Source organism: Brevundimonas sp., assembly GCF_027487935.1.
Taxonomy (GTDB): Bacteria; Pseudomonadota; Alphaproteobacteria; order Caulobacterales; family Caulobacteraceae; genus Brevundimonas.
On sequence record NZ_JAIYCP010000012.1, the window covers coordinates 1 to 22,632 of the forward strand.

25 protein-coding genes are annotated in these 22,632 nt (G+C 66.7%); 15 read left to right on the top strand and 10 right to left on the bottom strand.

Going from position 1 to position 22,632, the window contains the following annotated elements:
• Positions 1-277: 277 nt before the first annotated feature.
• On the bottom strand, positions 278-487 hold the full coding sequence (locus tag Q0053_RS05355; RefSeq protein WP_298097072.1) for a flagellar basal body rod C-terminal domain-containing protein: 210 nt from the start codon (positions 485-487) through the stop codon (positions 278-280).
• A 117-nt stretch (positions 488-604) separates the two neighbouring features.
• Between Q0053_RS05355 and Q0053_RS05360 the strand changes: the two genes are divergently transcribed.
• Entirely contained in the window at positions 605-928 is a 324-nt protein-coding gene (locus Q0053_RS05360; protein WP_298097075.1) for an Mpo1-like protein, read from the top strand.
• Here the strand turns inward: Q0053_RS05360 and Q0053_RS05365 are convergent.
• Positions 925-1,515, bottom strand: a complete 591-nt coding sequence (locus Q0053_RS05365; protein ID WP_298097078.1) for a hypothetical protein — start codon at positions 1,513-1,515, stop codon at positions 925-927. The genes Q0053_RS05360 and Q0053_RS05365 overlap by 4 nt on opposite strands.
• 73 nt (positions 1,516-1,588) lie before the next feature.
• Positions 1,589-2,191, bottom strand: a complete 603-nt coding sequence (locus tag Q0053_RS05370) for a 3D domain-containing protein (RefSeq protein ID WP_298097081.1) — start codon at positions 2,189-2,191, stop codon at positions 1,589-1,591.
• Between the two features lie 217 nt (positions 2,192-2,408).
• On the opposite strand from Q0053_RS05370, the gene Q0053_RS05375 reads away from it, so the two are divergent.
• Positions 2,409-3,008 carry a glutathione S-transferase family protein gene (locus Q0053_RS05375; RefSeq protein WP_298097083.1) on the top strand — a complete coding sequence of 200 codons (600 nt, stop codon included), beginning with the start codon at positions 2,409-2,411 and terminating at the stop codon, positions 3,006-3,008.
• 535 nt (positions 3,009-3,543) lie between these two features.
• Here Q0053_RS05375 and Q0053_RS05380 read toward each other — a convergent pair.
• Together Q0053_RS05380 and Q0053_RS05385 are read right to left on the bottom strand one after the other, a co-directional pair.
• A complete protein-coding gene (locus Q0053_RS05380) occupies positions 3,544-5,739 on the bottom strand; it encodes a TonB-dependent receptor (RefSeq protein WP_298097086.1) in 2,196 nt (731 codons plus the stop codon).
• Between the two features lie 73 nt (positions 5,740-5,812).
• The gene (locus Q0053_RS05385; protein WP_298097178.1) at positions 5,813-6,376 is read right to left on the bottom strand and encodes a TetR/AcrR family transcriptional regulator; all 564 of its coding nucleotides are present in this window, start codon (positions 6,374-6,376) and stop codon (positions 5,813-5,815) included.
• Between the two features lie 217 nt (positions 6,377-6,593).
• On the opposite strand from Q0053_RS05385, the gene Q0053_RS05390 reads away from it, so the two are divergent.
• The 4 genes from Q0053_RS05390 to Q0053_RS05405 all read left to right on the top strand — a co-directional run bounded on the left by Q0053_RS05390 (position 6,594) and on the right by Q0053_RS05405 (position 11,755).
• Positions 6,594-7,880: a M14 family zinc carboxypeptidase gene (locus Q0053_RS05390; protein ID WP_298097089.1), complete on the top strand. Its 1,287-nt coding sequence runs from the start codon at positions 6,594-6,596 to the stop codon at positions 7,878-7,880.
• Between the two features lie 316 nt (positions 7,881-8,196).
• Positions 8,197-9,216 (top strand): S1/P1 Nuclease, encoded by a 1,020-nt coding sequence (locus tag Q0053_RS05395; protein ID WP_298097092.1) that lies wholly within the window; start codon positions 8,197-8,199, stop codon positions 9,214-9,216.
• A complete protein-coding gene (locus Q0053_RS05400) occupies positions 9,217-10,659 on the top strand; it encodes a tetratricopeptide repeat-containing sulfotransferase family protein (RefSeq protein ID WP_298097095.1) in 1,443 nt (480 codons plus the stop codon).
• 310 nt (positions 10,660-10,969) lie between these two features.
• Entirely contained in the window at positions 10,970-11,755 is a 786-nt protein-coding gene (locus tag Q0053_RS05405) for an RNA methyltransferase (protein WP_298097097.1), read from the top strand.
• 81 nt (positions 11,756-11,836) lie between these two features.
• Here the strand turns inward: Q0053_RS05405 and Q0053_RS05410 are convergent, their stop codons facing one another.
• Positions 11,837-12,547: an NAD-dependent deacylase gene (locus tag Q0053_RS05410; protein WP_298097100.1), complete on the bottom strand. Its 711-nt coding sequence runs from the start codon at positions 12,545-12,547 to the stop codon at positions 11,837-11,839.
• Between the two features lie 65 nt (positions 12,548-12,612).
• Between Q0053_RS05410 and Q0053_RS05415 the strand changes: the two genes are divergently transcribed.
• From Q0053_RS05415 to Q0053_RS05450, 8 genes are all read left to right on the top strand, one after another.
• Entirely contained in the window at positions 12,613-13,719 is a 1,107-nt protein-coding gene (locus Q0053_RS05415; protein WP_298097102.1) for an S-(hydroxymethyl)glutathione dehydrogenase/class III alcohol dehydrogenase, read from the top strand.
• 283 nt (positions 13,720-14,002) lie between these two features.
• Positions 14,003-14,389 carry a VOC family protein gene (locus Q0053_RS05420; RefSeq protein ID WP_298097107.1) on the top strand — a complete coding sequence of 129 codons (387 nt, stop codon included), beginning with the start codon at positions 14,003-14,005 and terminating at the stop codon, positions 14,387-14,389.
• Positions 14,390-14,563: 174 nt separating this feature from the next.
• Entirely contained in the window at positions 14,564-15,013 is a 450-nt protein-coding gene (locus tag Q0053_RS05425) for a hypothetical protein (protein ID WP_298097110.1), read from the top strand.
• 6 nt (positions 15,014-15,019) lie between these two features.
• Positions 15,020-15,853 carry an S-formylglutathione hydrolase gene (fghA, locus tag Q0053_RS05430; protein ID WP_298097113.1) on the top strand — a complete coding sequence of 278 codons (834 nt, stop codon included), beginning with the start codon at positions 15,020-15,022 and terminating at the stop codon, positions 15,851-15,853.
• Between the two features lie 4 nt (positions 15,854-15,857).
• On the top strand, positions 15,858-16,082 hold the full coding sequence (locus tag Q0053_RS05435) for a hypothetical protein (RefSeq protein WP_298097116.1): 225 nt from the start codon (positions 15,858-15,860) through the stop codon (positions 16,080-16,082).
• 87 nt (positions 16,083-16,169) lie between these two features.
• Positions 16,170-16,784, top strand: coding sequence for a superoxide dismutase (locus Q0053_RS05440; protein WP_298097119.1), 615 nt, complete (start codon positions 16,170-16,172; stop codon positions 16,782-16,784).
• Positions 16,785-16,951: 167 nt separating this feature from the next.
• Entirely contained in the window at positions 16,952-17,569 is a 618-nt protein-coding gene (gene rpsD, locus Q0053_RS05445) for a 30S ribosomal protein S4 (RefSeq protein WP_298097122.1), read from the top strand.
• 227 nt (positions 17,570-17,796) lie between these two features.
• Entirely contained in the window at positions 17,797-18,882 is a 1,086-nt protein-coding gene (locus tag Q0053_RS05450; protein WP_298097125.1) for a hypothetical protein, read from the top strand.
• 48 nt (positions 18,883-18,930) lie between these two features.
• Here the strand turns inward: Q0053_RS05450 and Q0053_RS05455 are convergent, their stop codons facing one another.
• Positions 18,931-19,944, bottom strand: a complete 1,014-nt coding sequence (locus Q0053_RS05455) for a sensor histidine kinase (RefSeq protein ID WP_298097128.1) — start codon at positions 19,942-19,944, stop codon at positions 18,931-18,933.
• 300 nt (positions 19,945-20,244) lie between these two features.
• Here Q0053_RS05455 and Q0053_RS05460 point away from each other — a divergent pair, with 300 nt between their 5' ends.
• Complete coding sequence (locus tag Q0053_RS05460; protein ID WP_298097130.1) at positions 20,245-20,859, top strand: TonB family protein; 615 nt, start codon at positions 20,245-20,247, stop codon at positions 20,857-20,859.
• Here Q0053_RS05460 and Q0053_RS05465 read toward each other — a convergent pair whose 3' ends face one another.
• The 3 genes from Q0053_RS05465 to Q0053_RS05475 all read right to left on the bottom strand — a co-directional run bounded on the left by Q0053_RS05465 (position 20,860) and on the right by Q0053_RS05475 (position 22,629).
• Entirely contained in the window at positions 20,860-21,288 is a 429-nt protein-coding gene (locus tag Q0053_RS05465; RefSeq protein WP_298097133.1) for a thioesterase family protein, read from the bottom strand.
• Complete coding sequence (gene grxD, locus Q0053_RS05470; protein ID WP_298097136.1) at positions 21,288-21,647, bottom strand: Grx4 family monothiol glutaredoxin; 360 nt, start codon at positions 21,645-21,647, stop codon at positions 21,288-21,290. Before grxD ends, Q0053_RS05465 begins: the two co-directional genes overlap by 1 nt.
• 61 nt (positions 21,648-21,708) lie before the next feature.
• Complete coding sequence (locus Q0053_RS05475; protein WP_298097138.1) at positions 21,709-22,629, bottom strand: aldo/keto reductase; 921 nt, start codon at positions 22,627-22,629, stop codon at positions 21,709-21,711.
• Positions 22,630-22,632: the final 3 nt, after the last annotated feature.

Here is a 22,632-nt window from a genome sequence, read left to right on the forward strand (position 1 = left end):
AGGTTCATCACGGCGAGCACAACGCGGTCACAACGGACACGACGGGACCGTGCGGTTGCCGCGTGTGTCGATCCTTCCCGGCAACGAAACGAGACAAGGGCGGCTTTGCCGCCGAACCTGCCTCCGACGAAAAACCGAGCCTGAAGGAAGCGATCGGCGATGGTGCCACGGTCTCCATCCCGTCGTGTCCGCTGTGGCCGCGTTGTGCGCGTTGTGAGGAACCCTTGTCGCTGGAAACCCATGCGTCAACTGGAGCGCCGATGGCTCCAGGGTCGCGTCAGGACAGGATGTCGAGCAGGCTGCCGTACATGTCGTCGGCCGTCTTCAGGACCGCGACATTGGCCGAGAAGGCCGTCTTGGCGGACATGCGTTCGACGGTCTCACCGGCCAGGTCGCCGAGGGGATCGATGGCGGTGCGGACGGCGCTGGCGGCGAAGCGGTCGCTGGCGGCGGTGATGCCGGCGGTGGCGATGGCGAAGACCTGCATGGGGCGACTCCGGGCGGGGAGGCCGGACTATCGGGCCGCCAGCCTTTCCCGATCGCTGACAGGCATGGTGAACGCCGCCGACTTGACCGCGCGGCGGGGCGGGGGGAGGTTGGGGCCATGACAAGCAAGCCCGCACCCGGTGAACGCTATCAGACGTTCGACGCCTTCTATCCCTATTATATCCACGAGCACTCCAACCGGACGTGCCGGCGCATCCATGTCGTCGGGACGGCGCTGGTGATCGGGGTGATGGCGCTGGCGCTGGTGACGCGCAACGCCTGGTGGCTGCTGGCCATGCCGGTGGTGGGCTATGGCTTTGCCTGGGTGGGGCATTTCTTCTTCGAGAAGAACCGGCCGGCGACGTTTCAGTATCCGCTGTGGAGCCTGATGGGCGACTGGCGGATGTTCTTCGAGACGGTCAGCGGCAGGCGGAAATTCTAGTCGCCGAGGCGGGTCAGGCGGGTCTGGTTGCGGAAGCGCCAGGCTGAGTCATCGGCCCCGACCGGGCGGACCTCCTTGACCGACATCAGGCTGTCGCCGTCGCGGGTCTCGGTGACGCGGATTTCGGCGGGCTGGTCGTCGTCCTCGGCGACGGACTCATAGACCAGGGTCCAGTGGGTCGGGTCGGTCCATGCGGCCAGCCGGACCGTCTCGGTCGTCAGCGCGACCGGCCGCCCGGCGCGGTAGCTGGCCGAGGTGACGGTGCCGGCGGCCTCGTCCAGCAGGCTGGTGGTGGTGATCCAGACCGGCTTGTCCGGTCCGTCATCGAACAGCGAGGTGCGGATCTGGGTCAGGCCGTCCGCGACCTGGACGATGGTGGTGGTGACGGGAATCTCGAACAGCCGGTCGCTCTGATAGTCGCGATAGCCCAGGGCACCGCTCCAGCGGCCGGCGGTGCCGCGCAGGGGGGTGGAGGCGGAGACCGCTGCAGGGGTCTGTGCCGGGGGACCATCCGCCGCGCCGGCAAGGGCGACCGACGGGGCCAGGACGAGGGCCAGGCTGCAGGCGAGGACGGTGAGAGGGCGCATGGGCAGACATCCGTTGACCAGCCAGGGGCAGACGCCCGAAGCTACGCTTGCAGCGCGATACCGGATGCCTAGCCTAGTTCGAGCCGGCGTTCGAGCCGGTTGAGGCCATCTGGGTCGTCTGGCCGGGGGTTTCGTCCCACGCGGGGGGGCAGCCGTCGAAGCGGCCGGCGTCGACCAGCGTCAGGTGGCGCTGGTTGAAGCGCATGGCCGGGGCCATCGAGCCGCGGCCGTGGCCGGTATAGAGGTCGATCTTCTGGCCCTTGATCGCGCCGCCGGTGTCGGAGGCGTACCAGTAGCCGTCGTGGACGGCGCCGTCGGGCATCCGCATGCCGACCGTCTCAGGGATGAACAGACGGGTGCGGCGGGGGATGTAGCGCGGGTCGGTGGCGAGGGTGCGCATGGCGACCGGGCGGCAACCCAGGCTGTCGTTGCCCGTCGCCCCGCCCCCGCCGGCATGGTAGAGATTGACCCGCGCGGTCCAGTCGGCCTCTTCGGCCATCAGGGCCTGTTGTTCGGGGGTGAGCACGCCCGTGCCGCTGTCGGAACCTTCATCGCCTGCGGCGGTTGATACGGCAGCCCGGTCAGCGGCGACAGCCACCTCATAGGGCACCGGATCCCCGGCGGCGGGGAAGGCTATCGCCCAGAGAAGGGCGAGCGCAGCGGCAGTGCCGAGCATGAATCGACTTACGGAATCACCGGCCCTGACGCGTCCGGCGGCGGGCTTGTGGGTTTCAAATGTGGCGAAAACCAGTCAAGCGAGACCGGGTGCGACCACCTGACCGATTTTGCGGTGGATAAGCCGGGCCTGCGATGGTTGTGCCCGGTCCCGCTTTGCGAAAGCGGAAAAATCTGTAAGCTGTATTCGCAGATCAGAAACACTTTGCTGGGGCGCGATGCTTACTGTCTATGGAGATATTCGTTCCGGCAACTGTTTGAAGGTCAAGTGGTTGCTGGACCGGCTCGGGCGTGATTATCGCTGGGTCGAAACAGATGTCACGGCCGGGGCGACGCGCAGCGCGGACTTCCTGGCCCGGAACCCCGCCGGCCAGGTGCCGGCGGTGGTGCTGGAGGACGGCCGGGTGCTGGCCCAGTCCAATGCCATCATCGGCTGGCTGGGCGAGGGGACGGCCTTCATCCCGGCCGACCCGTATGACCGCGCCCGGATGTATGAATGGCTGTTCTGGGAACAGTACAGCCACGAGCCTTACATTGCCGTGGTCCGGTTCCAGCGGCTGCTGGGCGGCCGGCGGGCGGACGAGATCGAGCCCCGGCTGATGGAGCGGGGCCATGCGGCCCTGGCCCGGATGGAGGCGGCGCTGACGGGGGCGGACTGGCTGGTCGGCAGCGGGCCGACACTCGCGGACCTGGCACTGGTCGCCTACACCCGTGTGGCGCACGAGGGGGATTTCGACCTTGCGGCCTATCCGGCGATCCAGCGATGGATCGTGCGGGTGGAGGGGGCGTTCGGTATCCAGTCCTCACCCGGAGCGTAGCGGGAGGGGGGCGGGAGCGGCGGTCAGGTGAGGCCGCCACCATAGCGGACACCAACAGCCTAGGAAGAGGAGACGCTCGCTGACCTGTTGTCACGTATGGCCATGTCCTTCCCGGCTCTATATCCGGACAGATAAGAAAGGGCATAAACCATCGTGAGCAGGAACACACACGCCGTAGCGAGTTGAATCAATTGCTTCTGGCTTTGGCGCATTCAGTTGTCTCCCAAGCGGACTTTCGTCGAAAGCTGAAGCGAGGGCAACGTCGGCTTTCCAACCTCAGGCAATGTTCGCCTCCCGACCCATAGCGAACCATAGCGATGGCGCGAGGAGCGCGGGATTACTTTTTAGTTCGAGCCAGCAACCGCGATGATCGTGCGAGGCGGCCGCCGCGGCCCCTGGGTAGCGGACTTTATGGCCCAACCCATCGGTCACACGAACGCGGACCCTCAGCGCCGGAGCTGGCGTAACGTGAGACGCCCGCTCGCGCTGGTGGCGGGCGGGCGTCTCGACGTCAGGCGTTCAGGGCGTGCCGGTGCTAATGCTTCCAGCTCAGCGTGAGCCCGAAAGTCCGGGGCCGCATGATGAAGTCATTCTGCGTGTCACCGAAATTCCCTGTGTAGGTCGCGGTGGTGACGGCGCGCTCATCGGTCAGGTTGTTGACGAAACCGATCAACTCCACGCCGTTGAGCGTAATCCCCCCGCGAAGGTCGAACACGTTGTAACCGCCGACTTCCGGCTCGCGTAGCGGGAACTGCTGGAGCAGCGCCGGGGCTGTTGACGCATAGCGGTGCGAAAGTTGAACGAAGGGGCTTCGCTCACCGTTCCATTCGTATCGAAGGATATTGGATGCGGACCAGTCAGATGCGCCCGGAAGTGCGGATCCGGATGTCACGCTGAAGATGAGGCCAGCTGCGGTATCCACGCTCGTCAGTTCCGCGTCCAGATATGTGACGCTGCTCTGCCAGGACAGCTGAGGCGTCAGCAGCCATTCGAAGGCCAGCTCGGCCCCGGAAATCTCGGCGTCGCCGGCGTTCACTATGCCCTGGGTGCCGCCCGCGGTGACGACGGGCAGTTGAATGTCCGACCAGTCGATCTTGAAGATGCTGGCGTCCAGCGTCAGCCGTTGGTCAAACCAGCGGTCGCGAATTCCGAACTCATAGTTCCAGATCGAATCGGAGCCGTAGTTCCGCGGCAACGACGGGTCTGGGTTCACATTGCTCCCACCAAAGCGGAACCCTTTCGTCGCCGACGCATAGAGCTGGGAGTCCTGCGAGAAGCGGTAGCTGAGCGCGACCTTGGGGCTGAAGCCCTCTTCCTCCTGGTAGGTGACAACCGGGTCAGAAACGATCAGGCCATTGACGAAGGCCGCATAGAGCAGACCGAACCCGTAGCTGTCGAAATCGGACTCGATCCGGAAGAGTCGCCCGCCGAGGGTTGCCTCGACACGGTCGTTGAACAGGTAGCTCGCTTCGCCGAACAGAGCGGTTTCCTGCCCGGAGAACTCTCCGAGGGTCTGGCCCCAGATGTTGCCGTCTGTGGCCAGGGCTCCGCCGCCTGGCCCGAGCAGTGCATCAGCGACCGCGGCGGCGTTGTCGGCGATCGCGTCCTCGGTGACGTCGACATCCGAATCGTCATGCATCACGCCGATCAGCCACCTCAGCGAACCCTCCCGGTCAGCCAAGCGGGCCTCGAAGGTCAGTCCCGTTGAGCTGACGCCGCTCTCAACGCCCGCATTCACGAACCCCAAGACGGCGAAGCGGCTCAGGTCCTGGGCGATGGAGGCTTCCTTCTCGCGATAGCTGATCAGCCCTGTGAACCTGGCGAAGGGCAGTTCGTGGTCGATGCGTAGGGAGTGAATGAGGATATTGGACTCGGCGATTTCGGGAATGCCTGTGCTCTTTGTGTATCTTGCGAGGTCAGGGTTCTCGTAGCCGACATCATCCGCCTCAGTGGCTTGGTAGAGGCTGAGCCAGGACACGGTGGAGTCCGGGCCAAGCACGTAGGTGGCCCCGAGACGGCCGCCGTACGATGTGGTGTCGTTTACGTCGCTCTGGCCGAGACCGGTGTTTTCTATGAAACCCGCCTCGCGGCGGTAGAAGCCCACGCCGCGAACCGCAAACCGGCCCTCTGCCACGGGGGCGTTCAGCATCACCCGCAGCGCGCCGTTGGGATCTCCTGCCGACGATGTCGAGCTCAGAGTGCCTTCAAGCCCCATATCGAAGCTGTCCACATCGGCTGGATTTGCGATGAAGTTGACCGCGCCACCAAGCGAAGCGGCACCGAAGAGGGTCCCCTGCGGCCCCCGATAGACTTCGACGCTACGTACGTCGAACGCATCAATGTCCGGCGCGCCACCGGTGAAATAGCCGTCCGTCAGCGGGATATCGTTAACGTAGCTGCCGGTCGTGCTCTGACTGATGTTGGCGAAACTCGTGGTCGTGTTGACCCCGCGGATCGTGATCGTGGAAAACCCCGGCTGCTGCTCATTGAAGCGCGCGCCCGGCACCGTGGCGAGATAGTCGCCCGCACCCTGGGCACCGAGATTGGAAAGGTCTTGCCCGGATACCGCGCTCACGGACCCGGCGATTTCGCGAAGATTCTGACCCGTCTTTGATGCGGTGACAATGACCTCGTCCAACTCCGATGCGCTTTGGGCAAAGGCCAGGCCCGGACCCCCGAACAGCGCCAGACCGGACACGGCTGACAACAAATAGCTACGAACTGCCGACATGCGTTACCCCCCAAACTCTTCTCGTTGCAAAAAGAGAGGTCATTCTTTTTTGGGAGTCAAGGGGCCAGGCTGACTAAGTCTCCTCCGGCTTCCTCATCGAGGAAAGAAGCAGTTCGATCGCGCGGTCGAACGGAGCGCTGTGCTCACTTCCCATAAGGGCAAGGAGGCGAAGACCGGCAATCAAGCCATTGATCGCGATCGCGGCGGCCGCCGGGTCAAGGTCACTCCTGAGTTCTCCGACCCTGACAAGTCGGGCGATGCTGCGCTCCAGTTCTCGGCCCTCGGCGTACTGACTGAATACAGAGGTGATCCACTTGTCATTTTGCCCCGACAAGAAGATCTGGAGTTCGATCCGCATTTTTTCTATTTCAGGCGGTTCCCGGCAGATCGTTGCGAGCTCGGACACACGCGCGCTCAGCTCCTGGGCGTCGTGGAAATCGAATTCTTCTTGCCGCCGACGCAAGGCCCGCTCAGCGATCGCCGCAAATACGTCATCCTTGCTCTTGAAGTGCGTGTAGAGGGCACCGGTCGAGATGCCGGCTTCACGGCAGAGCGCGGGTGTGGAGAGAGCGGCAGAGCCGTCACGGTTCATGACCGCCAGCGCCGCATCCACGATCTTCTCGCGGCGCGCCGCCATGTATTTCACATCACGCTTCGGCATCACTCACCATCGCTGGGCTCATCGTCACTTGACTTTATAAAGCGACTAACCTCTCGTTTTGCAGATGCAAACCCAACTGAGCAGACGCGCGTTCCTGGCGGCGACCGGGACCCTTGGGACAGGCTGCGCTTCTTCGCCCGCAACGTCCACTCCCGATCTTGAAACCGCCGGAACTGCACACCGGGCGGCGGGGATGCCGGGCTTCGTGGGTCTCCAGACGCTTCAGGACCGCAGGGACCGCCTGCTGGCGCGATACCCCGGACTGCTCACACGCCAGGTTGTTGGGCAGAGCCGCAATGGCCGCCCCATCGAGCTTGTGACCTTGGGGGGCGGTGCGCGGTCGGCCCTTGTCGTGGCCGGCATTCATGCAAACGAGCCCACGGGCTGCCTGGTCGCTGACTTGCTGATGCACGAGCTGACCGAGAACGATAGCTTGCGTCGGCGGCTGGACACCACTTGGCACTTCATCAACCCGTTGGACCCCGACGGATTCGTGCTCAATGAAGGCTGGTTCTCCAGTGCGCCGTCACTCTCGAACTACTTCCGGCATTTTTACCGGCCTGCGCTCGCCCGTCAGCCCGATTACACATTCCCCCTGAAAGTCGGGTCGCATGAGTTTTCGGAGCGGCCGCCGGAAAACCTCGCCTTCCAGGCCGCCCTGGATATCGCGCGGCCGCAACTGCTTTTTCCGCTGCACAGCTGCGATTTCGGCGGCGCGTTCTTCATCCTGTCGCGGTCCCTGCCGACCTTCGAGTCCCGGCTTCGGGAGCTGGCGGAGGAGCTCGGTGTGCCTGTCAGCGCGATCGGCGAGCCCTTCTCGGAACTTGCGCAGTTTTCCAGAGGTGTATTCGAGGCACCGCGTCCGCACGAAATGATCCGAAGTGCGCTCGAGCACGGGGTCGCTGATCCCCGGTCGGTCTGGCCCGCAGGCGGGTCGAGCATGGAATACGCGGATCGCTACGGTGCCCTGTCCGTAGTCATCGAAACGCCCGGTTGGAAAACCCGTCAGGTCCCCTCGACCCGGTGGACGCTCGGCCAGATCGTGGACGAGCAGGTGGCCCAGATGCAGACGACACTGCCCCTGATGGAGCAGTGGACCCCGCAGACCGCCGCCTCAGGGCCTTCGTCGGAACTGGCGTGGTCCAGCGCCGCGTATCTGGCCGCCCAACGCAAACAGATCGCCCGGCTGCCCGAACTCAAGGCTGCGGCGTCGGGGGACCTCCTGAGCGCAAGCGACACGGCGTCGCTCCGGATCCAGTTGGCGCTCATCGGCCTTCGCGGCCCGGCTACGCTGCTGCGCGTGCTTGCCGAGCCCTCCCACCGACCGAATCCGCGAGCGCTCCAGGACTTGCAGTCCGTGATCCGGTCAGGGCTGGCGGCAGTCGAACGGATCGCGCCGCTGGAACCGACCCATCGGCCCACCATGATCGCTCTCCAAGCGCGGGCGTGCCTGGAGGCGGCGCAGTTAGGCGGCCTCTGACCGGCAGGGAGTTTCGGCTGAACTGAACGGAGATTTGCCTCGGCGGCTCCCACCAGCAAACGAGTGCGCTACTCCCCCTGAACAGACATACGTCTCTGGTGCGTGTCGGCCGAAAAAAGCGCTGACTAAACTGACCTGCTCCCCTGAACCTCGTCCAGGAAAAGCAAGAACCCGCTAGCGGACGTTCCCAAGGTCCGCTCTTCATCCTCCTGAGCCGAATTCAGACCGTCCGCGTTCCGGCAGGCATCCAGCCTTCGCCAAGCACCCCGCCCAAGGCCCCTCCCGAGGCGCGTGGGAATGCGCTAGGACGCTTCGCATGAAACGTATCCTCATCGCCGCCGCCCTGCTGTCGCTCGCGGTCATTCCCGCCTCTGTCTCCGCCTGGGGCAATACCGGCCACCGGCTGATCGGCATGGCGGCTGTGCGGGGTCTGCCGGAGGAGCTGCCGGCCTTCCTGCGGACGCCGGCTGCGGCGGTCGAGGTCGGGGAGCTGTCGCGGGAGCCGGACCGGACCAAGGGGGGCGGTCAGCCGCACGACCGGGAGCGCGACACGGCCCATTTCGTCGACATGCTGGACGACGGCCGGATCATGGTCGCCGGGGGGCCGTCGATCGACGCCCTGCCGCGGCTGAAGTCGGAATATGATGCGGCCCTGGTGGCGGCGGGCAGTGATGTCGATGACGCCGGTTACCTGCCCTATGCGATCATGGACGGCTATCAGCAGCTGGTGCGCGACTTCGCCACCTGGCGGGTGCTGTATGCCGCCGAGGGGCGCGAGCGTGATCCCGGCAAACGCGCCTGGTATCGCGAGGACCGGGTCCGGCGCGAGGCCCTGATCCTGCGCGACATGGGCTATCTGGGCCACTATGTCGGCGACGGCTCGCAGCCGCACCACACGACCATCCACTACAATGGCTGGAACCGGGACACGCCCAATCCGCAGGGTTTCACGACCTCGCGCCAGACCCACAGCAGCTTTGAGGGGGCCTTCACCAACCGGGTCGCGCGGCTGGATGCGGTCGAGGCGGCCATGGCGGCGCCGGCGCTGGAGGGGTTTGAGCTGCGCGCCCGCGTGCCTGCCTATCTGAGGGCGACCCTGGCCGAGGTGACGCCCTTCTATGTGCTGGAAAAGGCCGGGGGCTTCCGCGACAGCGACGCGCGCGGCGGAGCCTTTGTGACGGCGCGGCTGGCGGCCGGGGCGTCGGAGCTGCGCGACCTGTTCATCCTCGCCTGGCGGGACTCGGCCGATGACTCGATCGGCTGGCCGGCGGTCAAGGTCAATGAGGTGGAGGCCGGGACGGCCGATCCCTGGCTGGCCATGTATGGCGAGGACTGATTGGCCGATCCTGCCGAAGCCCTGATGGCCCTGGCCTCGCGCCTGCGTGCAGCGGGGCGGGCCGAGGAGGCGGCCGAGGCCTATCGCCGGCTGCTGGCGATCCGGCCTGACCTGCCGGACAGCTGGTTCAACCTGGCCCTGATGGAGCGGCAGGCCGGCCGGTTTGCGGCGGCGCTGGACGCCTATGACGAGGCCGTGCGGCGCGGGGTCTCGGGGCCGGAGGAGGCCTGGCTGAACCGGGGCGTGATCCATGCGGATGACCTCGGGCGGCCCGATCTGGCGCTGCAGGATCTGGAGGCGGCGCTGGCGATCGCGCCGGACTGGCTGCCGGCGCTGCTGAACCTTGGAAACCTGCACGAGGACATGGGGCGGCGCGAGGCGGCGGCGGAGGTCTATGCGCAGGTGCTGGCCGTCGCGCCCGGGCATCCGGTGGCGATGGCGCGGGCGGCGGGGCTGGCGCGGCTGACGGGGCCGGACGATCCGGTGATCGCGACGCTGCGTTCGGCGCTGAGCCGGCCGGGTCAGGATGCCGCCGACCGGGCGGAGCTGGGCTTTGCGCTCGGGCGGGCGCTGGATCAGGTCGGGGCGTATGACGAGGCCTTCGCCGCCTATGCCGCCGCCAATGCCGCCAGCCGGGCCATCGACCCCGAGGGCGCGCGCTACGACCGGGCGGCGCATGAGCGGTTCATCGACAGCCTGATCGCGGCCTTTCCCGAACCGGCGGCGGCGGTTTCGGACGCCGGTGCGGCCCCGGTCTTCATCTGCGGCCTGTTCCGGTCGGGCTCGACGCTCGTCGAACAGATCATGGCCGGGCACAGCCGGGTCACGGGCGGCGGGGAGCTGGGGCTGGTGCCCGGTCTCGCGCGGGCGGTCGCCGGCTATCCGCAGGCGCTGGCCGGGGCGGGGCCGGAGGTGTTCGCACAGCTGAGGGGGCTGTACCTCGGCGGGCTGAAGACGGCGCGGCCACAGGCCGATGTGGTGACCGACAAACGACCCGACAATTTCCTGCACATCGGCCTGATCAAGGCGATGTTCCCGAACGCCCGCATCGTCCACACGGTGCGCGAGCCGCTGGATGTGATCCTGTCCAACTGGTTCCTGCATCTGGACCGGTCGATGGGCCATGCGCTGGACCTCGGGGACCTGGCGCACTGGCACGGGCAGTATGTGCGGCTGATGCGGCACTGGAAGACGCTGTATCCGGACATTCTCGACCTCGACTATGACGCCCTGGTGGTCGAGCCGCAGCCGGCGATCGAGCGGCTGCTGGCCTGGTGCGGGCTGGACTGGGAGGCGGCGGTGCTGGACTTCCACAAGGCCGCCGCCCCGGTGCGGACCGCCAGCGTCTGGCAGGTGCGCGAACCGCTGTACCGGCGCTCGTCCGGGCGGTGGCGGCACTATGAGCGACATCTGGACGGGGTGCGGGCGGCGCTGGGTGGGTGAGCATCTGCCGTGACGTGGTCCGTTTGGCGGGGATGTGGTTCATCACAACGGACACAACGGGGTCACAACGGACACGACGGGACCGGCAAGACGTCCGGATTCGATGACAGGGCGTCCGTCACGGGATTGCGGCTTCGCCGCCTTGATTGGTTTCAGCGAGGGGTTCGGGTCCTTGATCCTCCGGGGCCCCGTTGTGTCCGTTGTGACCCCGTTGTGTCCGTTGTGATGAAACAGCGGTCGCCGGGGCGGATGGCGCCCGACCGGTACAGCCTTGCTCGACCCCTGCCGGGAGACGCGATATGTGCGGGCCATGACCGCCCCCACGCCCCCCGTCGTCATCCTCGACAAGTCCCAGATGGCCGAGAATATCGGGGCGGTGGCGCGGGTGATGGCCAATTTCGGGCTGGCGGAGCTGCGGCTGGTGGCACCGCGTGACGGCTGGCCGCAGGAGCGGGCCTGGGCCACGGCCTCGGGCGCCGACTGGGTGCTGGAGGGGATCACGGTGTTCGACAGCGTGGCGGAGGCCATGGCCGATCTGAACACCGTCTTCGCCACCACCGCCCGGCCGCGCGAGACGCGCCAGCCGGTGCGCACGCCGCGCGAGGCGGCGCGGGTGCTGTATGACGACCGGGCCTCGGGTCTGGGCGTCGGCATCCTGTTCGGGGGCGAGCGGGCGGGGCTGGAGACCTCGGACATCGCCCTGTGCCAGGGCATCGTCACCATCCCCATCGATCCGCGCCACCAGAGCCTGAACCTGGCCCAGGCGGTGGCCATCACCGCCTATGAGTGGCGGACCCTGGTGCTGGACGCCCCGCCGCCGAATTTCCGCGAGGGCGAGCCGCCGGCGGACGGCGCGCTGACGCTGGGGATGTATGAGCATCTGGAGCGCGAGCTGGACGCCGCCGGCTTCTTCCATCCGCCGGAGAAATTCCGCTCGATGAGCCAGAACCTGCGGGTCATGCTGGGCCGGGCGGCGTTCACGGCGCAGGAGGTGGCGACCTTCCGGGGGGTGATCACGGCGCTGTCGAAGGGGCGGGGCCGGGTGCTGGAGAAGCTGGCGGCCCGGAAGGCCTCCCCCGACGGGGGAGGGGGCTGACCACAGGCACCGGCGTGGGGGCGAGAGCCCTCCGTCACGGCGCCCAGCGGCGCCGCGCCACCTCCCCCGATGGGGGAGGACCTATGCCAGCAGGGTCGCCGCGAACGTCGGAACGACCTCGGTGGCCGGACCGTAGAGGGCTTCGTCGAAGCGGCCCGGGGTCGGCTCCAGATTGATCTCCACCGTGCGGGCGCCGGCGAAGCGGGCCTGCTCCACGAACCCCGCCGCGGGCCAGACGGCCCCGGAGGTGCCGATGGAGACGAACAGGTCGCACCGCGCCAGCGCCGCCTCGATGCGGTCCATGTGCAGCGGCATCTCGCCGAACCAGACGATGTGGGGCCGCAGCCGGCCCTGCGGGTGGTGAGGCGAGGGTTGGTTGGGGGCGAGGTCGCCGGGCCAGTTGCAGACCCGGCCGGTGGCGGTGCAGTGCGCCTTGAGCAGTTCGCCGTGCATGTGGATCAGCTCGAAGCCGGACGCGGGTGGGGTCGCGGCATGGGCGCGGTCGTGCAGGTCGTCGACGTTCTGGGTGACCAGCAGGAAATCGCCGTCCCAATGCGCGGCCAGGTCGGCGAGGGCGTGGTGGGCGGCGTTGGGCTGCACGGTCGCCAGCTGGCGGCGGCGGCGGTTGTAGAAGTCCTGAACCAGCACCGGGTCGCGGGCGAAGGCCCCGGGCGTGGCGACGTCCTCGATGCGATGGCCCATCCACAGGCCGTCGTCGGCGCGGAAGGTGGGGACGCCGGACTCGGCCGAGATGCCGGCGCCGGTGAGGATGACGAGGTTTCTGTGCGCCATGCGGTTCCATAGCATCGCCGGTCTGTCCTAGAAGAATGGCGAACGCTCTCTGGAGACTCCCCCCCATGAAAACCCGCGCCGCTGTCGCCTTTGAGGCCAAACGTCCGCTGGAGATTGTCGAGGTCGATCTGGAGGGGCCGCGGGCCGGGGAGGTGCTGGTCGAGATCAAGGCCACCGGCATCTGCCATACCGACGCCTATACGCTGGACGGGCTGGACTCCGAGGGCATCTTCCCCTCGATCCTGGGCCATGAGGGCGCGGGGGTGGTGGTTGAGGTGGGGCCGGGGGTGACCTCGGTGGCGGTCGGGGATCATGTGATCCCGCTGTACACGCCCGAGTGCCGGCAGTGTAAAAGCTGCCTCAGCCGCAAGACCAATCTGTGCACCGCCATCCGGGGGACGCAGGGCAAGGGGCTGATGCCCGACGGCAGTTCGCGCTTCAGCTACAAGGGGCAGGCGATCGCCCACTATATGGGCTGTTCCACCTTTTCGAATTTCACCGTCCTGCCCGAGATCGCCCTGGCGAAGATCCGCAAGGACGCGCCCTTTGCCAGCGCCTGCTACGTCGGCTGCGGCGTGACCACGGGGGTGGGGGCGGTGGTCAACACGGCGAAGGTCGAGCCGGGGGCCAATTGCGTGGTCTTCGGGCTCGGCGGGATCGGGCTGAACGTCATCCAGGGGCTGAAGATGGTCGGGGCCGACATGATCGTCGGCGTGGACATCAATGACACCAAGGAAGCGTGGGGCCGTCGCTTCGGCATGACCCATTTCGTCAATCCGAAGAACGTCTCCGACGTGGTGGCGCATCTGGTCGAGATGACCGGCGGCGGGGCCGACTACACCTTCGACTGCACGGGCAACACCACGGTGATGCGTCAGGCGCTCGAGGCCTGCCACCGCGGCTGGGGCGAGAACATCGTCATCGGCGTGGCCGAGGCGGGCAAGGAGATCGCGACGCGGCCCTTCCAGCTGGTCACCGGCCGGGTCTGGCGCGGCTCGGCCTTCGGCGGCGCGCGCGGGCGGACGGATACGCCGAAGATCGTCGACTGGTATATGGACGGCAAGATCGAGATCGATCCGATGATTACGCATACGCTGCCGCTGGAGCGGATCAATGAGGCGTTTGACCTGATGCATGCGGGGGAGAGCATTCGGTCCGTGGTGGTGTTCTAGAGGATTTCGCGCTTGTCATCCCGGAAGCGCCGCAGGCGCTATCCGGGACGTTTCTGCCGAACCTTTCCACAGGTCCGGTCGCCGCTTGGGCGAACCGGACCGAGCGCGGAGAATGCACGGTTCGGGGTGACCTGACCCGGCTCCCGGTTCAGCCCTGCGGTCTGACCGGGAGGGACGTATGGGACCGTTCACGTCCCGGATAGCCGCTTCGCGGCTTCCGGGATGACAAGGCGGCGGGATCGGGGTTAGTCTCCAAACGAAACCTACTAATCGGAGGGAAGCCATGTTCACCCACATCACCGTCGGCGCGAACGACGTCGAGGCGTCGCGGAAATTCTATGATGCGGCGCTCGGTGCCCTGGGACTTGAGCCGGGGCAGGGGCCGGACGCCAAGGGGCGTTACTGGTGGCGCACGCGCATGGGGGCCTTTGCGGTCGGCAAGCCGATCGACGGCGAGGCCGCCTGCCACGCCAACGGCGGCACCATCGGCTTCGGAGCCAAATCGGCCGAGATGGTCCAGGCCTTTCATGACGCGGGCGTCGCCGCCGGCGGCACGTCGATCGAGGATCCGCCCGGCGAGCGCGCCGGCGGCCCGTTCGGCACGCTGAACCTGGCCTATCTGCGCGATCCGTCGGGCAACAAGATCTGCGCGTTGTACAGGGTGGGGTGACCGGATTTTCCTTCTCCGCTCATCCCGGCGAAAGCCGGGACCCAGTGCTTTGGATGATCGGTCGGGGTAGGCTGTCGGGAACGATGTCCTGAAACGCCGGCGTCACGCTGGACAGAACTGGGTCCCGGCTTTCGCCGGGATGAGCGGAATCAGAGGGACGGTCATACCGACCGAATGATCGAGATGTCGGAACAATCCGAGCTTGAGATCGAATGGACCACCGGCGACGGAGCCATGGTGCTGGGCCCTCGCTATCACGACGGCAACCTGGTCTCAGTCCATATCGACAAGCAACAGGTCGAGGTCGTGATCGACGCTGTTGGGGGCGGCCAGACCCGCTTCCGATTTCTGTGCGCAGAATTCGGCAGCATCGGCCTCGTCAGTCACGCGATCGTTTCGGACGTGTTCGCATTTCCGATCCACAGGTCGGACGATCCTGACCCAGCGATGAGTGAGGCCATTCATGTCCTCAATGGAGGCATGACCCCCTTGGGCGATATCGTCACGGAAAGCAGGTTCATGCTGGGTCACCATGAGAGCCTTCTGGTCTTCTTCACCTGCTCCTATGGCGGCCCTTTCAGCATCCTGTGCCACCAGATGATCGTCACTCGTCGAGGCTATTGATCGCCAATGCAGACCACCAAGACCCACGCCGTCCATGGCGGCACGCTGCGCTATCTGAAGCATGACAGCGCCACGACCGGCACGCCCATGACCCTGTCGGTCTTCGTGCCGGCGGGGGAGGGGCCGTTTCCGGTGCTGGTCTGGCTGTCGGGCCTGACCTGCACCGAGGACAATTTCACCACCAAGGCCGGGGCCTATGCGGCGGCGGCGGCGCACGGGGTGATCATCGTCGCGCCCGATACCTCGCCGCGCGGGGAAGGGGTCGCGGACGACCCGGCGTACGATCTGGGGCAGGGCGCGGGCTTCTATGTCGATGCGACCGAGGCGCCCTGGGCGCCTCATTTCCGCATGGAGACCTGGGTCATCGGGGAGCTGATCGGGCTGATCGACGCCGAATTCCCGACGACGAGGACGCGGTCGATCAGCGGCCATTCGATGGGCGGGCACGGGGCGCTGACGCTGGCGCTGCGGCATCCGCATCTGTTCCGGTCGGTCTCTGCCTTTGCGCCCATCTGTTCGCCGACGCGGTGTCCGTGGGGGGAGAAGGCCTTCTCCGCCTATCTGGGCGAGGATCGCGCGCTGTGGGAGGCGCATGATGCGGCGCGGCTGATCGAGGGCGGTGTGGGTGAGGGCTGTTTCGACGACATCCTGATCGACCAGGGCGAGGCCGATCCGTTTCTTGTGGAACAACTGAAGCCCGAACTGCTGGTCGCGGCGGGCGCGGCGGCGGGGCAGAAAATCTCCCTGCGGATGCAGCCGGGATACGACCACTCCTATTTCTTCATGGCCAGTTTCATCGCCGACCATGTGGCCTTCCACGCGAAAAGGCTTAAGGCCTGAGCGCATGACTGACGCCGCCCACGCCGAAATGTTCGCCGCCCTGTGCAAGGAGGTCGGCTTCTGCCTGCATCCCAAGGGGGAGAAGCGGGTGCTGGAGGCGCTGCCGAACGGTCTGGACGCGGCGACGCGGGCGGTGTTCGACGCCGAGGGGGTGGATTTCGCCTCGGCCACGGGTGACCTGCGGCGCGCGGTGCGGGACTGTCTGAAGGCCAATCTGCCGCAGGTCTGAGGGGAACGAATTCCGGCCGTCGGGCTTGGGTTCCGGGGCGGGGTCCCCAGATGGGGGTCTCTGAACCCCCGTCGAAGGAGACTCCCCATGGCCTTTGTGCTGCCGCCCCTGCCCTATGCCCATGACGCCCTGGAGCCGGCCATCGACAAGGCGACGATGGAATTCCATCACGGCAAGCACCATCAGGCCTATGTCGACAATCTGAACAAGGCCGTGGACGCCGACAGCGCCCTGCAGGGCCGGTCACTGGAAGAGCTGTTCGCCACGATGTCCGGGGTGCCGAAGGCGGTGCGCAACAACGGCGGCGGGCACTGGAACCACAGTCTGTTCTGGGAGCTGCTGGCCCCGGTCGGCGAGACCGGTGAGCCCTCTGCCGAACTGGCCGCCGCCATCGACCGCGACCTCGGCGGGATGGAGGCGTTCAAGACCGCCTTCAACGCCGCCGGTGCCGGCCAGTTCGGCTCGGGCTGGGCCTGGCTGATCGTGCAGGACGGCAGGCTGAAGGTCACCGCGACGCCGAACCAGGACAATCCGCTGATGGATGTGGCCGAGGACAGGGGGGCCGTGGTTCTGGCCGCCGATGTCTGGGAGCACGCCTATTATCTGAACTACCAGAACCGCCGGGCCGACTATCTGAAGGCCTTCTGGACGGTGGTGAACTGGAACAAGGCCAACGCCCTGTTCGCGGCCGCGATGGCCTGAGGCCGGCACCTGCCTTGACGGATGGACGGCGCGCGGTCATAAGCGCGCCCTTCACGCCGTCGGGTCCGCCCGTCTGCGCGAACCACTACGGACGATGCGTGGACCGCCGTTGAGATCGTCTCTCCAGTTGGGGAGGGACCGGGCCGCATCACGAAGAAGAGTGACACATGTCCAAGCGCCATAGCGCCAAGTACAAACTCGACCGGGTCATGGGTGAAAACCTGTGGGGTCGCGCCAAGTCCCCCGTCAACAAACGCTCGTATGGCCCCGGCCAGCACGGCCAGCGTCGCAAGCAGAAGGTCTCGGACTTCGGCCTGCAGCTGAAGGCCAAGCAGAAGCTGAAGGGCTACTACGGCAACATCACCGAGAAGCAGTTCGCCGCGACCTATGAGGAAGCCTCGCGTCGCAAGGGCAACAGCTCGGAGAACCTGATCGGCCTGCTGGAGTCGCGCCTCGACGCCCTGGTCTATCGCGCCAAATTCGTCCCGACTGTCTGGTCGGCCCGTCAGTTCGTCAGCCACGGCCACGTGACGGTGAACGGCAAGAAGGTCGACATCGCCTCCTACCGCGTGAAGGTCGGCGACGTCGTCGAGGTCAAGGAAAAGTCCCGCAACATGGCGCTGGTGCTCGAAGCCCAGCAGTCGTCGGAACGCGACATCCCCGACTATATCGAAATCGGTGACCGCGGCTTCTCGGTCCGCTTCGTCCGCGTGCCGGAACTGGCCGATGTGCCGTTCCCGGTGAAGATGGAGCCGAACCTGGTGGTGGAATACTACTCCTCGTAAGGGCGCTAACGCTCGCCGCGCGGCGGCTCACTGCTTGAGCGCGGAGTGCGCGGCGGCGGCCCGCGTCGGGTCGGGAAGGCGGAGCCTTCTGACCGCGGGCCAGAAAACAAGAGAGGCCCCGGAGCGATCCGGGGCCTTTTTGCTATGGGGCTTCCTTACCAAAGCTTCACTTGGCCACGCCGGTAAAGGTCGCTTTACATGGCCCCGGAACCTTGAAGGGGGCAGGGATGGATCGCAGGGTATTTCTCGGGACGGTGGGGGCGGCGGCCGTGCTGCCGGCGACGGGATGGGCGCAGGACGCAGCCCCCGGCTGGGTCAAGCTGCCGACCGAGCCCTATCGCGGCAAGCAGGACGACATCAGTTTCGTCGACGCCCTGACCGGCTGGTACGGCAACGGGGCCGGCAAGCTGTTCAGGACCACCGACGGCGGCCAGACCTGGACCCAGCAGATGGACCGGCCCGGCACCTTTGTGCGGGCGCTCGGCTTCATCGATGAAAAGCGCGGCTTTCTGGGCAATATCGGGCCGGACTATTTCCCCAATGTCTCGGACACGACACCGCTGTATCGCACGCGCGACGGTGGCGAGAGCTGGGAGCCGGTCGTGATCGACGGCCCGCCGGTCAAGGGCATCTGCGCCATCGACATCCTGAAGACGCCCTTCATCAATGCGGGTGTGCTGGATCATCGGGTGACGGTGCGGGCGGGCGGCCGGGTCGGCACGCCGGCGGCCCTGGCGACGTCGCGCGACGGCGGCGAGACCTGGACCTCGGAAGACATGACGGCCCATACTGCCATGATCCTGGACATCCATTTCGTCAGCGAACGGGTGGGCTTCATCGCCGGGGCCTCGGACGGCGATGTCCAGGTGTCGAAAGCCGTCATCCTGCGCACGGACGACGGCGGACGCAGCTGGACGCGGGTTTATGAGGGCACCCGCCCTTGGGAGCTGACCTGGAAGATGGCCTGGCCGTCGGCGAACGTCGGCTATGTCACGGTGCAGAGCTACAATCCTGACCCGGCGGCGTCGCAGCGGTTCGTGGCGAAGACCACCGACGGCGGCCGGACCTGGAGCGAGCTGCCGTTCGTCGACAATGCCGCGGTGCGCGAGTTCGGCATCGGTTTCGTCAGCGAGACCCGCGGCTGGGTCGGGGCTGTGCCCAACGGCTATGAGACCACCGACGGCGGGGCGAGCTGGGCCCCGGTCCGGATGGGCAATGCGGTGAACAAGGTGCGGATCGTGCCGCTGCCGGGCGGCGGCCATGCGGTGTTCGCGATCGGGGTCGAACTGCACCGGCTCGATCTGCCGGCCTGAGGCGGTCGGGAGGCCCTGCCGGTCCTTGCCTCGCCCGTCGAACGGATTTCAGACCGCCCAGCCGGTCGGGTCGTCGAGATCGATGACGCTGTTCTGGCGGTGGATGATCGACACGGTCGTGCCGGGATGGCCGTCGGCGACCTGGACGCGCGCGTGCAGCTGATGGGCCAGAGCCCGGACGATGCTGGTTCCCAGGCCGGGCGTCGCACTTTCCGCATCGGTCGGCATGCCCACGCCGTCATCGGCAACGGACAGCGTCCAGTTGGGGCCTTGGCGGTTGTAGCTGACGATGATCCGCCCCTTTCGCCCGCCCGGGTAGGCGTGTTTGAGCGAATTGATCACCAGTTCGGTCACGATCAGGCCGAGACTGATCGAGATGTCCGCGTCGACGACGCTGTCGTCGCAGTCCACATGCAGTGACAGCTGGCCATGATCGCGGATCATGGAGGCACCGACGCTGACACACAGCTGGTCGAAATAGGGTTTGAGCGCGACCTCGCCGAGGCGGGAGGCGGCCAGCTGCTGTTGCAGGGCGGCGACGGACATGACCCGGCTGTGGGCGTCCTGCAGATGGCCGCGGGTCTCTTCGGACCGGGATTGGCGAGCGCTTTGCAGGATGACGCTGGCGATGATCTGCAGGCTGTTGGCGACACGGTGCTGGACCTCCTGAAGGAGGATGGCCTTTTCGCGCAGCAGGTTGTCCTTGAGCTTTTCGCCGGCCCGGGCGTCGGTGACATCAGATACGCCCAGCAGCAGCCGGAGGTCGGCACCGTCGCCCCAGGCGAGCAGATGGGCATTCAGCAGCAGGGAGCGGACGCCGCCGAGACGTTCGCTCTTCAGGTCCATCTCATAGGCGTCGACGTGGGCTGTGCCGGACAGGGTGGCGGTCAGCAGGGAGCGGAGCCGGGGTCGGTTCCACTCGCCGTCGCCGAGGCTGAGGAAGGGTTCGCCGACGGCACCCGCGGGATTGATCTGGAAGGCAGCGAAGAAGGAGGCGCTGGCCGCAATGACGTTCAGGTCGCCGTCCAGCAGCACCAGGGGCGCGGTCGAGGATCCGACCACGGCCAGGGCCAGGCTGAGGGGACCATCGGGGTGGAGTGGGGTGGGGGCAGCCAGGGCCGGCCCTCCAGACAGTTACCGGAGACTCGCGAAGCGCAAGTCATACCCGTCTCAGAATGTCGGCAAGGCTGACCCGACGCGTTCCTTGATCGGGTATGACCTTAAGGGACCCTAGGCGCTTTACGTTGCGCAGGCACAATGATTTCCGGTCGACCGTCTGCGAACGAGTCCGGAATGGATGCGCCCGGCTTGAGGCGGCGATCGGTTGCAGCGATAAACCCTGCAGGTTCCGGAGCCCCTTCCATGCTGTTGCTTCTGCTCGCCCTGACTATGCCGCAGGCTGTGCCTGCTGCCCCGGCCGACCCGGCCGTGACCGCGGCCGCCCTTCCGCTGGTGGAAATCCCCGGGCCCATCGAACGCCGGGCACGCGAGGCAGAGGCCCTGGGGCATACGGGGGATGTGACGCTCGAGGTCGTGGTCCAGCCCGACGGCTCCAAGGGTCCGGCGACGGTGGTGGAGTCGTCCCGTTCGGACCTGCTGGACGCCGAAGCGACGCGGCTGGTCAGCGGGGCCGGTTTTGGTGCCCCGGCCGAGGCCACGCGCTATCGGGTTACGGTCGGGTTCCAGGGGGCCGACGATGCCCTGACCTGCGCCGCCATGGCGCGGCAGGTCCGCTGGTTCCAGCAGACCTGGCCGGAGCGTCCCCTGAAGGACATGCCGCTCTACAAGATGTCCAGCGGCATCCTGCTGATGGCCGGGGTGCCGGCAACGCCAAACCGGGCCTCGGCCCAGGCGGCGGTGAACCAGATGCAGCGACTGGAGGCCGATTTCCCGGCGCTGGCCGATCAGTGCGAACGGGAGCCGGAACGCGCCTGGTATCCGTTTCTCGGAGAGTGGGCGCGGCGCACGTCCCGCTGATCAGCGCCGTTCGAAGGTCGGCAGCATGTCTGCCGGGATGCGGTGGGGCCGCATGGTGGTGGAATCCACCAGAACCCATTCGGTGATGCCCTGGGCGCAGACCCGGCCCTCGCCGTCCTCGATCCGGACATAGCGGTTGAAGCGCGGGCCGTGCGGGTCGCCGACCCAGGTGCGGGCTACAACGCCGGTGGAGTCCGGCATCAGGGGACGGAGATAGTCGATCTCGTGCCGGGTCCCGACCCAGGACCAGCGGCCGCGGGTCGCCTCATCGAAACGGGCGTTCCAGTGGGCTGTTCCGGCATCCTGCAGCCAGCCGACATAGACGACATTGTTGACGTGGCCGTTCTCGTCGATGTGTTCCGGGCGAACCTCGAGCGGGACGATGAAGATCTCGCGGTCGGCCCGGGGTTCGAGGATGGCGCGTGCCATCAGGCGTCGGCTTGCTCGCCGAGGGGCACGCCCTTTTCGGCCATCAGCGCCTGCAGCTCGCCGGCGTTGAACATCTCGCGCACGATGTCAGACCCGCCGACGAATTCACCCTTCACATAGAGCTGGGGGATGGTCGGCCAGTCGCTGAAGGTCTTGATGCCGTCGCGCAGGCCCTCGTCCTGAAGCACATCGACGCCTACGAAATCCGCGCCGATATGGTCGAGGATCTGCACGGCCAGCGAGGAGAAGCCGCAACGCGGCGCGTCGGGCGAGCCCTTCATGAACAGGACCACGGCATGGTCCTTGAGGGTGTCGGCGATGAAGGCGTGGATGGGATCGGATTCGACTTGATCGGTCACGGACACTGGCCTTTCGGTGAAGGGCGTCAGGTATGGACCGCAAGCTTGCCGGTCAAGGGTGTCAGGCGGCCCGTGCACCCGCGACCCGGGCCATTTCGATCTGGGCGGACAGACCCGAGGGCATGTCACGGTCCGGCACCATCGACAGGGTATTGAGCCGTTCGATATCGCTGGCCTGGATCATGACGCTGGACACCGAGGGGTCGTTCAGGGCGTAGGCCAGGCAGATGGCCTCGGCTGACCAGTTGCGGGTTTGGTACAGGAAGGCGAAATTGCCGGCATGGGCGAGATCACCATCTTCCGGTTTCGGTTTGCCCCCGAAGCCGAAGAAGCCTGTTTTCCGGACATTGGGAGAGGTCGCTTTTTTGGCCGTGTTCAGGCTATCCGGGAAATATCCATAGACGAAAACGGCCATGTCACCCTCGCGCGCGGCGCGCAGGCGGGCGCGCACCTGCCAGCTGCAGTTGACGTGCAGCGGTGAGGCCAGGACGTCGAAGGCACCGGTCGAGACATAGGCGTCCATCACTGCGCCGTCGCCCGAGATGCCCAGCAGTCGCACCTGTTCGGTGGCGCGCAGGGCCTTGAGAGCGCTCAGCGTGGACTGCGGCAGCTCATGTTCTGCGGGCTCATCGAGGAGAGCCAGGTCGAAATATCCCAGGCCGGAGACGTTCAGGGTCTTGTCGATCGCTGCCGTGATGCCCTGGGCCGAGAAGTCGCGGTCCGAACCGCGGCGGCCGTCGCCGGCACCGAGGGTCAGGGACACCTGCACCAGCTTGCGATCGACATGCCCCAATGCCTGACCCAGGACCTCGGCCAGCACCGGGTCGGCGTTCTCGAGGCGGTAGGAGTTGATGCCGGCTTCCAGGGCCGAATAGATCAGTTCGCGACCGGCATCAGGCCCGGCGGTGATGTCGCGGATCCCGAAACTGAGGGTCAGGCAGGAAACGGCCTGTCCGGTCAGGCCGAAGGGACGGTAGCGCATGGG